Genomic DNA, 12013 nt, shown 5'->3' on the forward strand with positions numbered 1-12013 from the left:
GCCTGGGGGGGACGTATCATGGATGACCAGACATTGCGCCCGGCAGTAGGCAGCAAAGAAGCAGGCTACCTGTGTGAATTTCGGGAAGATGGTGTCTATTTGACGATTTATCCTGATGCTGCTGATGGCCTTTTATTTGAACTTTCGGATATCCGCCAGATTTTGCACGATAATGGTGTTATCGATTATGATATCATCACGCTTTCACAGATTGTACGAGAGGCTTCAGGAGAGTCGAAAAAATTAGCAGACTGTTATATATCATCGGAGGAAGCGGCGAATCTATCGCTTCAGGATGAAGGAATCACTCAGGAAGAGAACGAGGCAGAGGCTGAAGCCGGTCTTATTGTTGATGTCAGCCGGGACCGCATGACGGTAACCATTCGCTACGACACGAAGATTGGCAAGAGGCTTCCATCCGTTGACACGGTACGGGCTGCGTTGGCCGACCACAATATCGTCTTTGGCATTGACGATGAAGCGATTCGTGTTGGTGTAGAGAGTTTGAACCCCTTTGTAGCCGCAACGGGGAAACCGCCGAAAAATGGGGAAAATGCCCGGATTGAGCGCCATTTCGATTTGGGGGTTAAAGGACGCCCCAAGGTCGACCAATACGATCGGGTTGATTTCAAAGATATGAATCTATTCGTACTGGCTAAGAAAGGTGACTTGCTGGCGGTGCGTATTCCTCAGACGGAAGGAGAGGCAGGCCGTGATGTTTATGGCATGGAAGTGCCAGCGAAAAACGGCAAGCCAATTCCTATCCCCCAGGGGAAGAATACGGAAATTTCCGGTGAGAATGATTTGATTGCCTCTATTGATGGTCAGATTGTGGATAGTGGCAAGAAGATTACTATTGACCCCCATTTGCTAATTCAAGGCAGTGTTGATGTGGGAACCGGAAATATCGACTTCATGGGCAGTGTAGAAATCAAGGGCAATGTTGAAGCCGGCTTTGTCGTCAAAGCTACTGGTGACATCGAGATTGGTGGTATGGTCAGTGGCGGTGATGTCGAGGGCCGTAACGTCTATATCCAGGGCGGCGTAAACGGGATGAATCGCGGAAAAGTCAAGGCTCGGGAGGATGTCCGGGCTGCTTTTGCGGAAAATGCTGTGATAGAAAGTGAGCGGGATATTTATATCCAGGATGTGGCACTTCATTCCAATATCAGTGCGGGGAAACGTATTTTCCTTGAAGATAAACGCGGGATGATTACAGGCGGCTTGGTGGAGGCTGGCGAAGAGATTCGTTGCAAGATTGTCGGCAATACGGCATTTGTGGTAACTCGCTTGGCCGTGGGGGTCAATCCGCAGCTGCAAAAGCGCTATCGGGAACTCTGTCAGGAATACAAAGATTCCAAACAGCGGCTCAAGCAAATCACCCAGATGCTCAACACCCTGGGGAAGATTGATATTAGCCGCTTGCCTCAGGAGCGCATCAATCAAATCAATGCGTTGACTCGTTCCCAGTTCCCCTTAGCTGGCAAAATTAAGCGCGATGAAAAAGAGATTTTAGCTATCGAGACAGAACTCAATATGATGCAGAATGGTAAAATTCGCGTCAGTGATACCGTTTATCCGGGGGTAAGGATATCTATCAATTCAGTTATGATGAATGTACAGTCGGAAATTAAGCGGGCAACCCTGGCGGTGAAAAACGATCGTGTAGATATTGGGCCCTATTAAGAGATATAAGTGGCGGTATTGAGAAAGAAGGATTCCTCATGGATATAACGCCGATGAGCCTGCAAATGATGGTGCCGCGTGCTGCTGATGCGGCGCAGGTACAGCATAATCTCAATCAGGCTAATGCCATGCAGTCTGATTTTCAGGCAATACAACAAAAAGAAGACGACAAGCTGAAACAGGAACAGGTACGGGCAAAGGATAATCCGGAAGACGGCCGCATCAAGGACGACCCGGAGCGCCAGCAAAAACACGGCGGACAGGGGTATGGTTCTAAGCATCAGGCCAGTTCCTCTGAAGAAGAAAAAGCGCCGGAGCCTGTTAAATATGCCAAGGATCCCTCCAGGGGGAATCTTTTGGATATTAGCTTTTAGGAGGCATTTTTTTCCACTATGGTCAATACGTTAGGTTCACTTATTATAGTTGGTTTTATCCTGGTGATGGGGGCTAGATGGCTTTCTAGGCGGCAGCAGGGTTCCTGGGATGAAGAGGAACTGGTGGATTCTGCGAATCAGCTTAAAGCCGAAATCGAGCGGTCAGCTGATGCAGTAATCAAGCGGATGGGAAGTCATATCAGTCATTTGGAGCAGCTGTTGCAGCAGGCTGAAGCCCGTAACCGTGAGCTAGAGGCGCAGCTATCGGAAGCTCGTCAGCTTTCCCTGTCGTTAGAGCAGCAGGGGCGTCAGCTCGATGATCGGATTATGGCCGCTAAACAGATGGCCCAGGAGTTGCCGGTACGTTGGCAGAATCCGCCGGTTATGCCGATGATGGCACCGGCGCCGATGGCGCCAGCGGCTATGGCACAACAGCCGTCGATGATGCAGCCGCCAGCTGCAGCCGTTGAACGTGTCGATGCACAGGATTTTGCCGCTGTTCTGCAAAAATCCATCCAGCGGGAGGAGCAGGAACTTCATGCTCCCCATGTTATGGGGGAACATCAGGCTGTCGGTTTAGCTGAGGCTATGAACCATCGTGTGACTGAGGCAGAAGAAGAGCCTGTTAAGACAGAAGATGTTTCTGATGTGGAAGAGCCGGAAGAGGGGATGTCCCAGAATGCCGCTAAGGCAAGGGCTTTGCTGCTTAGCGGCTATTCGGTAGAAGAAACAGCTCGCGAGACGGGAATCGGCAAAGGGGCCATTGAACTTCTTCGTGAGATGAATCGTCGAGAATTGGAATAAAAAACAGGCTATGACAAAAGCGCTTGTCATAGCCTGTTTTCGTATGTTAGGCATTGGAGAGCTGACGAAATTCCTCAAGTTTTTTCATAGCGGCGCCGGAAGCGATGAGCTCACGGGCTTTTTCGATGCCAGCTTTTATGCTGTCGGCTTTGCCGCCAACGTAGATGGCAGCACCGGCATTTAACAGTACGATATCGGTTTTGGGGCCAGCAGCGCCCTTTAAGATAGCCAAGGTAACCTGGGCATTTTCAGCGGGGGCACCGCCACGGATATCGGCTTTTTGGCAACGGGTAAAGCCAAATTCCTCTGGTGTTACTTCATAGCGGCGGAACCAGCCGTCACGGAACTCGCAGACGCTGGTGGGAGCACTTAGGGAGAATTCATCCAAGCAGTCCTGGCCGAAGATTACCATACCGGTTTTTACCCCTAAGGATAACATGACCTTAGCCAGAGGTTCGAGTAGGTATTCGTCGTAAACACCTAAAATCATATGGGTTGGATGGGCTGGATTGGTCAGTGGGCCAAGAATGTTAAATACGGTACGGATTCCCAGTTCTTTGCGAATGGCGCCTACGTATTTCATGGAACTGTGATATTTCTGGGCGAACATGAAGCAAAGGCCAATTTCTTTTAATTCCCGCACCACTTTCTCTGGCGGCTGGTCCAGATTGACTCCCAAAGCTTCAAGACAATCGGCGGCACCACATTTGGAAGAGGCAGCCCGGTTGCCGTGTTTGGCAACTTTTACGCCGGCGGCAGCGATAATCATCGCCGCTGTGGTGGAGATATTGATACTGTGCGCATGGTCGCCGCCAGTGCCGACGATATCCAAGACATCCATATCGTGGGTTACCGCCAGGGCATGGTCACGCATGGCCGCTGCGGAACCGGAAATTTCTTCAATAGTCTCTGCCTTGGTGCTTTTGGTCGAAAGCGCAGAAAGATAGGCAGCATTCTGAATCTGAGACGTTTCCCCGTTCATGATTTCATTCATGACGTCGTAGGCTTCCTGATAGGAAAGGTCTTTTTTGCTGACTATTTTTTCAATGGCTTCTTTAATCATGCGTATTCACCTCAAATACAAATTTATTACATTATTAAAATAAACACTATCATTTAACTGTAATATTGTCAACTTAGTTCTGCAAAAAGGAAATAAAATTTAAATAAACATTGACAAGAATAGGAGTTTTGGCTATACTATATGAGTGGTCTACGGGATGTAGCGCAGTTTGGTAGCGCGCCTGCTTTGGGAGCAGGATGTCGCAGGTTCGAATCCTGTCATCCCGACCATTTATTTTATTGCGTCAGTAGCTCAGTTGGATAGAGCAACGGCCTTCTAAGCCGTGGGTCGGGGGTTCGAATCCCTCCTGACGCACCAATGGATAATTGCTCCGAGGGGTCCTCGGAGTTTTTTGTATTATAGGTGTTGAAGTCCAGCAAGTGTTTGCCAAAGCCCGGGTACCTCGTTGTATTCGAGCTTTTTTCCATAGGCTGCGAGAAAAACATGTGCTTGGATATCTGTGGAAAAACAACTTGCTAATCCCAACCGTAAACGGTAATATGATATTGACGTATCATAACATGAGAGTGAATAAAGTAAGTGTTTTTGTTAATGGTTAAGGGTTGAAATAAAATGAAACAGATTCCTTTTTCGATTCAAAAGCGTCAGGAACTTCAGGACTGTATTGAAAAAGTAAAACAAGAAGCCCGATCGATGCGGCGGGTATCCTGTGTGATGGTCTCTATTTTCATGGATACGGCTAATGAGCGAATGTTGATGGAGATGCAGCGGACAATTTCGGCATCCTTTCCGGAAGCGCAGATTGTTGGTGCCGTGTCCACGGGAGAAATTGTAAACGGACGGTTAATCGAGCATAATATCGTGGTTAATTTCACGTTGTTTGAATGCTCGGAGGTCCGCGTCATGTCGTACGATTTCCGGCAGATGTCCAGTGAACAGGCGGGCAAGGAATTGCTGGCCATATTGAACGCGGATAAAAACGTTGCTGCGGTTGAGGTAATCTCAGCAGGATTCCATCTTGATATCAATCCCTTTTTTCGGGAGGTTTCCAAATCACGGGAGGAGATTGTCTTCTTTGGCGGCTTAGCGGACGATGGCAGCTTAGGACAAAACGGAATGGTTTTTGCCCAGAATACGAATCTTCGTCACGGTGTAGCGGTGGCGGTGTTTAGTGGTGATAAGCTTCGCGTGGAGGCCAGCTCCAGTTTCGGCTGGAAGCCTTTGGGGCGCAGTATGTCGGTAACGAAGATGGATGGAGAATACTGTCTGCAGGAATTGGATGGACAGCCGGCGCTGGATATTTTCAGCCGCTATCTGGGCATTGCCAACGATGAAAAATTCTTGGTGGAGGCGCTGACCTTTCCCTTTTATTTTGAGCGCCATGGCGTGGTATTGGCGCGTCATCCGCGTAGATGCCGCGAAGATGGCGGTATAGTCTTTGGGGCGGATATTCGTCAAGGGGAGGAAGTGCGCCTGGCTTATGGCGACCCAGGGGATATTATCGAAAATGCCTTGGTGCTGCAGGGCAAACTGGCATCGTTTCAGCCAGAAGCGATTTTTGTCGTAAGCTGTGTGGCCCGCTGGATGCTGCTGGGCAGTGATACCGAGCAGGAATTGTCCATCACGCGGGATTTGGCACCTTCATCTGGCTTTTATGCCTATGGTGAGTTCATGCGCATTAAAAATGGGGAAATTATGGTCTCCAATATGACACTGATGACCATTGGCATGCGTGAGGGACTCAAGACTGGAGAGAGCCCCCAGCTGGTGGTAACGCCGCCGAAGCTCAAAAAGCATCGGTCTATTATGGCCCATTTGGTGCATTTTATTGAGACGACTACCCAGGAGCTGGAGGCGTCCAATTCTAAGCTGAAGCGTCTGGCACAGCTCGACCGGCTCACGGGACTTTATAACCGCGGGGAGACGGAGCTGCGGCTGCGGCGCATGATGAAGGCCGCAAGGCTTAACGACCATCCCTTGTCCGTTCTCATGATGGATGTGGATGATTTCAAGGGAATCAACGATACCTATGGCCATGCAGCCGGGGACGCGACTATCAAGGCCATTGCGGATATCTTGCGGGCCTCGACCCGCAAAGACGACGATGCTCCGGGAAGATGGGGGGGCGACGAATTCTTTGTGGTGTTCTACGACATGGATCAAAAAGTCCTGCAGGAGGTTGCGGAACGCATCCGCCGGAAAGTTGCAGAATTGGATGTTTTGACCGAGGGAGGAAAGGTAACGACTAGTATCGGTGTGGTTACAGCTAATCCTGAGGATACCGTCGACAGCCTTTGCCGTCGGGTGGATCGTGCCTTGTATGAGGCAAAGCGCACTGTGGGAAAAAATACGGTGGTCATGATATAACGCGTAGGAATGGACTTGCCATGGCTGCATTCCATATGGTAAGATATTTCTGCAATTAAATTTGAATCTTGGCGGAGTCTGGTCACCATGGGCTCCGTCTGTTTTTTTAGGAAGCCTGTGGTACTGCCAAGGGCAAAAAGGAGGCATAAAATGGAAGTTTTAGCAGGTATTATTTTTGTTTTGATGTATGTGGTGATTGTATCGGAAAAGATACACCGTACGGTTGCCGCTATGCTTGGCGCAACGCTGATGGTTTTGCTGGGCATCTTGAGCCAGGAGACGGCATTGCACCATGTGGATTTTAACACGCTGGGCTTGCTGGTGGGCATGATGGTGTTAGTGGGTGTGACGAGTCATACGGGCTTGTTTGACTACGTGGCCATTAAAGCAGCGAAAGTAGCCAAGGCGGAACCAAAACGCATTTTGGTATATCTTGGACTCATTACGGCAGTTTTTTCGGCCTTCCTGGATAATGTTACGACGGTTCTGTTGATGGTTCCCGTTACGTTCAGCATCACGCAGAAGCTTCATATCAATCCGATTCCCTTCTTGCTGACGCAGATTATTGCGTCCAATGTGGGCGGTACGGCAACCCTTATCGGTGACCCCCCGAATATCATGATTGGCAGTGCAATCAAAGAATTGACCTTTATGGCATTTATTGAGAATCTGGCACCGATTGCTCTTATCAACCTCATCGTGGTAATTTTCCTGGTGGAGGTCATTTACCGCAACAAGATGAACACGAAGCCGGAACTGCAGGCAGAACTCATGCAGATGGATGAGAAAAAAGCCCTCAAGGACCGGGGACTGTTGGTTCGCTCGCTGTTCGTGCTGACGCTGGTTATTTTGGGGTTCTTCACCCATTCCATTACCCATATTGAGTCTTCCATGATTGCCTTGGCTGGCGGTTTCCTGCTGCTGCTGTTGGCAGGTGGCAGCCACCATCTGGTAGAGAAGACGATGAAATCGGTAGAGTGGGCGACCATCTTCTTCTTCATTGGTCTCTTTATCGCCGTTGGCGGTCTCATCGAGACGGGCATTATCGGCAGCCTGGCCAAACAGGCTGTGGAACTTACGGGGGGCGATGTGACGAAAACTTCGCTGCTGGTGCTGTGGCTCAGTGCCTTGGTCTCTTCAGTACTGGATAATATCCCCTTTGTCGCTACCATGATTCCGCTGATTCAGGATATGGGAAATATGGGAGTCAGCAACCTGGAACCTATTTGGTGGAGTTTGGCACTAGGGGCCTGCCTGGGCGGCAACGGAACGCTGGTCGGTGCTTCGGCTAACCTCATTGTAGCTGGCTTGGCAGCGGAACGCGGCGTTAAAATTACCTTTATCAATTATTTTAAAATCGGATTTCCTGTCATGCTCTTGACGATTATACTGTCAACGGTGTATGTTTATATCCGGTACTTGATTTAATCTGCTGATGACAGCTGCGGAATCAAATTCCGCAGCTGTTTTTTTGTCTGGATTTTGCTTTTGCCGGCAGGAATCCGGGAGCAGGACAAGAATAGTAAGGATGATAATGGTTTGGAGGGGTTCTTTTGGCAAAGTTTAGTGGACGCAGTACGGGGATATGTTTCCTATTTGTGGTGGTAGGTGCAATCCTGGGCGGAATTATTGGTCAGCTGTTGATGAATGTGGATGCCCTTTCGGGGTTGATGCCCTATTTGGTGGCGACGTACCCGGTGTTTGACGTGCAGCCTTTTACGATTAATCTTTATGTGATTCAGCTGACGCTGGGACTGGCCTTTGCCCCCAATCTCATGAGCATTTTCGGGATTGTGCTGGCAATTATCTTGTTCCGCCGGTATTGAGAGGGGGAAGTCATGATTATTTTAGCGTCTGGTTCACCACGCCGAAAAGAACTCTTAGAACAGATCGGAGCCAGTTTTAAGGTCTTGGTAAGCGAGGCTTCGGAGGAAAGCAGCGACTTGCTCGAGCCGGAAGAACTGGTGAGAATAAATGCTGTGGCGAAAGCAAAGGCCGTGGCGTCCGAGCATCCGGACAGCCCGGTGCTGGGAGCAGATACGGTGGTTTCGCTTGACGGGCATACATATGGGAAGCCGTGTGATGCGGCGGAGGCTTGCCGCATGTTGGAGACCTTTTCTGGCCGTACCCATCAGGTATCTACGGGCATAGCGTTTGCGGTAAAGGGAAAGATTTACACGGATGTTGTGACGACAAAAGTCACCTTCGGGCCCATGTCCAAAGCAGAGATTTCCCGTTACGTAGAGACCGGAGAGCCGCTAGATAAGGCGGGAGCTTATGCGGTGCAGGGAATAGCGGCGCGCTTTATCGAGAAAATCGATGGTTCCTACTCCAACGTGGTGGGGTTGCCGCTGCATGCAGTCACACAGCTTGCAAGAAAGGCAGGCGTCGATTTGTATGACAATCATGGTGAGGGATTTACCGATTAACGAACGTCCTCGGGAGAAATTATTGGCGGCTGGTGCAGCGGGGCTAAGCAATACGGAGCTCTTGGCGGTGCTGCTTCGCACGGGAACCCATGAGAAGTCAGCTCTGCGGATTGCCGAGGAAGTCTTGGCTTATTACAAAGAGCGGGGGCTTTTGGCCATTGCCCACATTCCCGCTGCGGAGCTGGCGGCAATTCATGGTGTAGGGCAGGCGAAAGCCGCCACTATCCTAGCGGCGGTGGAGCTGGGCCGTCGGCTGGCAATAGCGGAGGCCGAAAGCGCGGAGGTGGTAAATGGCCCTGAGGATGTGGCGCATTTTGCCATGCCGCGGTTCCGGTTTGAACAGCGGGAACATTTTGCGGTCATGCTGCTGGATACCAAGAATCACATTTTGGGACTGCACGATGTATCAGTGGGAAGCCTGCAGGCTGCCGTGGTACATCCCCGGGAGGTGTTCCGGACGGCGGTGGACTATGCAGCAGCTTCCATGATTTTGTTGCACAATCACCCCAGTGGCGACCCGACACCTAGTCACGAGGATATCACAGTGACGACCCGGCTGGTCAAAGCGGGAAAAATTATGGATATACCAGTGTTAGACCATGTCATTATTGGGCGCAACCGGTATGTCAGCCTCAAGGACAAAGGGCTGATGTCCTAGGAGAAAATTGTTATTTCTGGAATTTTTCCGTTACAAACAGCTAGGATTTGTGCTACAATAAGAGTACTGTTTTATTTTATGGTAAATTTCGCCGGTGCGATATCGTATTGGCTTGTTTTATTTCGAAGGGAGTTTTTCGGTAAAATGTGGAGTCTTTTTGGTGGTTTATCTCACGATATGGGCATTGACCTTGGTACGGCAAATACCCTGGTGCATGTAAAAGGCAGAGGTATTGTCCTGCGTGAGCCGTCGGTTGTTGCCATTAAGAGTGATACGGGCGATGTACTGGCTGTTGGTGAGGAAGCTAAGCAGATGATTGGCCGTACGCCGGGCAACATCGTAGCTATCCGCCCGATGAAAGACGGCGTTATTGCTGACTTTGATGTAACCCAGGCCATGCTGAAATACTTCATTCGCAAGGCCATGAATTCGAAGTCCTTTGTTCGTCCCCGCGTTGTCGTCGGCGTTCCTTCTGGGGTTACGGAAGTGGAGAAGCGTGCAGTTATCGATGCAGCCCAGCAGGCTGGCGCCCGCGAGGCTTACCTTATTGAGGAGCCGATGGCAGCGGCAATTGGTGCCGGTCTGCCGGTTGAGGAAGCAACGGGCAGCATGGTGGTCGATATCGGCGGTGGTACGACGGAAATCGCTGTCATCTCTTTGGGTGGTATCGTTACGAGCCGTTCCATTCGCATCGGTGGCGATGAGATGGATTCGGCTATCGTGCAGTATATCAAACGCATGTACAATCTCATGATTGGCGAGCGCACCGCTGAGGAAATTAAGATCAACATCGGTACGGCTATTGTCACTCCGGAGACGGACAAGACCATGGATATCCGTGGCCGTGATCTGGTCAGCGGTTTGCCGAAAACCCTGAACATCCAGGCTCGTGAAATTCGCGATGCCCTCAATGAACCGATTTATAAGATTATCGATGCGGTTAAGGGAACCTTGGAGAAGACCCCGCCAGAGCTGGCAGCAGATGTTATGGATCACGGCATTATGATGACGGGCGGCGGCGCACTGCTGACGAACCTGGATAAGCTCTTATCCCAGGAAACGGGTATGCCGGTTCTGGTATCGGAAGATGCACTCTCCTGTGTCGGCGAAGGTACCGGCAAATCCCTGGAGAATATTGAGCTCTTGAAACGTGTAGTAATGACCTCGAAGAAGTTGAGACAATGAGCAGCAGAGTAAGAAAAGATAAGAATCCGCATCGCAAGACATGGGCTGTGCTGTTTGTCATTGTGAGCTTGTTCTGCATCATTTTCTTTGCTGCCAAGGGGCGCTTTCAGGCACCAGCAAACAGCCAGGCTGTGGCGCTGGTGCTGTCGCCGTTCCAGCAGGCAGTGTCGTGGATTGGCGGACAGTTGGATTATGTGACCAGTACGGTTTGGGACATCGCTACGGCCCACGAGCAGAATAAGTTGCTGCGCAATGAGGTGGAGCAGCTTCGCATACAGAATCTTGAGGCAAGCGAGGCAATGGCGGAGAATGAGAGACTGCGGACGCTTCTGGGCTATCGTCAGATGACCACGCAGTTTGATATGGTCGCTGCCCGGGTTATTGGCCGTGAGTCGGCTACTTGGTCACGGATGATTGTCATCAATCGGGGCCAGAAGGACGGCGTGGATGTGGACATGGTTGTCGTAACCTCCGAAGGGTTGGTAGGCCATATCGTTGAGGCTGGCTGGAATACCTCAAAGGTTCAGCTGATTTTGGACCCGCGTTCCTCGGTGGGAACCATCGTTCAGCGGGCTGAGTCCCGGGTGGCCGGAATCGTCCAGGGGGACATGAACAACCCCATGATGCCGCAAATGGTAAATATTGCGAAGAATGCGGATGTGGTGGAAGACGATGTTATCGTAACGTCAGGATTTGGCGGTATCTATCCCAAGGGAATTGTGGTAGGACGGATTTCTTCCATCGAAAATGATGCTGGCGGTCTGCTGAAAATCGGCCTGTTAGAGACGGCGGTGGATTTCCAGAAATTAGAAGATGTCATGGTAATCACAGCTTCCCGTGAGGCTCCTCCGGAACCGATTAAACCGCCGGTGCAGACCCCGGGGACGGAGACGGATCCGGCTGCACAGGCTGCTGAGGCAAAAGCTGCGGCAGCTGGGGAGAATCAGAAATGAATAAGTTTGGAAAACTGGCGCTTTTTGTCATTCTGCTTTATGTGATGCAATCGTCGTTACTGACCCTTATTGCTTATCGTGGAATCGGTCCAGACCTCATGCTGCTGCTTACCGTTTCTTATGCATTTTTGCGGGGGATGCGGCACGGTGGGCTGATGGGATTTAGCACTGGCCTGCTGCAAGACTTGGCGATGGGAACGTTCCTGGGAATTCATGCCTTTTCGCAGCTGCTTATTGGTATGTTCTTTGGCCGCTTTTCCGATCGGGTATTTAAGGAGCAGTTTTTCCTGCCGGTATTTGCATCGGTGGCAGCAATTGTGGCAAACTATTTTATTTTGGCGTTGCTTATGGTATTATTAGGTTATCGCTTTAATCTGGTGGGCAATATGGAATCCATGCTGGTTCCCATGCTCATCTATCAGCTGGCTTTTGCCTATCCGGTGCATCGTCTTACCTATGCCTTGGATAAGAAACTCAGCAAAAAAGAAAAACACTGATTAAGGCACCTTCCGGGGTGCCTTTCGTTATGGGAG

At 50.4% G+C, this 12013-nt stretch carries 12 protein-coding genes and 2 tRNA genes; 13 read left to right on the top strand and 1 reads right to left on the bottom strand.

Features of this window, described 5'->3' with window-relative positions:
- Positions 1-18 precede the first annotated feature (18 nt).
- From BLQ36_RS05420 to BLQ36_RS05430, 3 genes are read left to right on the top strand one after another with little or no spacing between them, the layout of a single operon-like run.
- Positions 19-1686, top strand: a complete 1668-nt coding sequence (locus BLQ36_RS05420) for a DUF342 domain-containing protein (protein ID WP_074514436.1) — start codon at positions 19-21, stop codon at positions 1684-1686.
- 38 nt (positions 1687-1724) lie between these two features.
- On the top strand, positions 1725-2060 hold the full coding sequence (locus BLQ36_RS05425) for a hypothetical protein (protein WP_074514437.1): 336 nt from the start codon (positions 1725-1727) through the stop codon (positions 2058-2060).
- Positions 2061-2078: 18 nt separating this feature from the next.
- Positions 2079-2864, top strand: coding sequence for a hypothetical protein (locus BLQ36_RS05430; RefSeq protein ID WP_074514439.1), 786 nt, complete (start codon positions 2079-2081; stop codon positions 2862-2864).
- 46 nt (positions 2865-2910) lie between these two features.
- On the opposite strand, the gene trpD is transcribed toward BLQ36_RS05430, so the two are convergent.
- Positions 2911-3927, bottom strand: a complete 1017-nt coding sequence (trpD, locus tag BLQ36_RS05435; RefSeq protein ID WP_074514440.1) for an anthranilate phosphoribosyltransferase — start codon at positions 3925-3927, stop codon at positions 2911-2913.
- Positions 3928-4080: 153 nt separating this feature from the next.
- On the opposite strand from trpD, the gene BLQ36_RS05440 reads away from it, so the two are divergent.
- The 10 genes from BLQ36_RS05440 (at position 4081) to mreD (ending at position 11977) form a co-directional block, all read left to right on the top strand.
- Positions 4081-4157: transfer RNA gene (locus BLQ36_RS05440), tRNA-Pro, on the top strand.
- Between the two features lie 11 nt (positions 4158-4168).
- A tRNA-Arg gene (locus BLQ36_RS05445) sits at positions 4169-4245 on the top strand.
- Between the two features lie 255 nt (positions 4246-4500).
- Positions 4501-6255 carry a diguanylate cyclase gene (locus BLQ36_RS05450; RefSeq protein ID WP_074514442.1) on the top strand — a complete coding sequence of 585 codons (1755 nt, stop codon included), beginning with the start codon at positions 4501-4503 and terminating at the stop codon, positions 6253-6255.
- Between the two features lie 150 nt (positions 6256-6405).
- Positions 6406-7683 (top strand): SLC13 family permease, encoded by a 1278-nt coding sequence (locus tag BLQ36_RS05455; RefSeq protein WP_074514443.1) that lies wholly within the window; start codon positions 6406-6408, stop codon positions 7681-7683.
- 125 nt (positions 7684-7808) lie between these two features.
- Positions 7809-8081, top strand: coding sequence for a DUF4321 domain-containing protein (locus tag BLQ36_RS05460; RefSeq protein ID WP_074514445.1), 273 nt, complete (start codon positions 7809-7811; stop codon positions 8079-8081).
- Positions 8082-8093: 12 nt separating this feature from the next.
- Positions 8094-8684 (top strand): Maf family protein, encoded by a 591-nt coding sequence (locus tag BLQ36_RS05465; protein WP_074514446.1) that lies wholly within the window; start codon positions 8094-8096, stop codon positions 8682-8684.
- Positions 8653-9342 (top strand): RadC family protein, encoded by a 690-nt coding sequence (radC, locus tag BLQ36_RS05470; protein WP_074514448.1) that lies wholly within the window; start codon positions 8653-8655, stop codon positions 9340-9342. Before BLQ36_RS05465 ends, radC begins: the two co-directional genes overlap by 32 nt.
- Before the next feature lie 144 nt (positions 9343-9486).
- Positions 9487-10527 (top strand): rod shape-determining protein, encoded by a 1041-nt coding sequence (locus BLQ36_RS05475; RefSeq protein ID WP_074514449.1) that lies wholly within the window; start codon positions 9487-9489, stop codon positions 10525-10527.
- On the top strand, positions 10524-11480 hold the full coding sequence (mreC, locus tag BLQ36_RS05480; protein WP_074514451.1) for a rod shape-determining protein MreC: 957 nt from the start codon (positions 10524-10526) through the stop codon (positions 11478-11480). The genes BLQ36_RS05475 and mreC overlap by 4 nt, the downstream gene beginning before the upstream one ends.
- Entirely contained in the window at positions 11477-11977 is a 501-nt protein-coding gene (gene mreD, locus BLQ36_RS05485) for a rod shape-determining protein MreD (protein ID WP_074514452.1), read from the top strand. The genes mreC and mreD overlap by 4 nt, the downstream gene beginning before the upstream one ends.
- Positions 11978-12013 lie beyond the last annotated feature (36 nt).

The sequence above is a fragment of the Selenomonas sp. WCT3 genome (assembly GCA_900100835.1).
Classification (GTDB): domain Bacteria; phylum Bacillota; class Negativicutes; order Selenomonadales; family Selenomonadaceae; genus Selenomonas_A; species Selenomonas_A ruminantium_E.

Bases quoted from the DNA above. Each gene is read 5' to 3' on its own strand.
- mreD (WP_074514452.1), top strand. From the start codon at position 11,477: ATGAATAAGTTTGGAAAACTGGCGCTTTTTGTCATTCTGCTTTATGTG.
- BLQ36_RS05465 (WP_074514446.1), top strand. From the start codon at position 8,094: ATGATTATTTTAGCGTCTGGTTCACCACGCCGAAAAGAACTCTTAGAA.
- BLQ36_RS05420 (WP_074514436.1), top strand. From the start codon at position 19: ATGGATGACCAGACATTGCGCCCGGCAGTAGGCAGCAAAGAAGCAGGC.
- BLQ36_RS05455 (WP_074514443.1), top strand. From the start codon at position 6,406: ATGGAAGTTTTAGCAGGTATTATTTTTGTTTTGATGTATGTGGTGATT.
- BLQ36_RS05475 (WP_074514449.1), top strand. From the start codon at position 9,487: ATGTGGAGTCTTTTTGGTGGTTTATCTCACGATATGGGCATTGACCTT.
- BLQ36_RS05450 (WP_074514442.1), top strand. From the start codon at position 4,501: ATGAAACAGATTCCTTTTTCGATTCAAAAGCGTCAGGAACTTCAGGAC.
- trpD (WP_074514440.1), bottom strand. From the start codon at position 3,927: ATGATTAAAGAAGCCATTGAAAAAATAGTCAGCAAAAAAGACCTTTCC.
- BLQ36_RS05425 (WP_074514437.1), top strand. From the start codon at position 1,725: ATGGATATAACGCCGATGAGCCTGCAAATGATGGTGCCGCGTGCTGCT.
- mreC (WP_074514451.1), top strand. From the start codon at position 10,524: ATGAGCAGCAGAGTAAGAAAAGATAAGAATCCGCATCGCAAGACATGG.
- BLQ36_RS05430 (WP_074514439.1), top strand. From the start codon at position 2,079: ATGGTCAATACGTTAGGTTCACTTATTATAGTTGGTTTTATCCTGGTG.
- radC (WP_074514448.1), top strand. From the start codon at position 8,653: ATGACAATCATGGTGAGGGATTTACCGATTAACGAACGTCCTCGGGAG.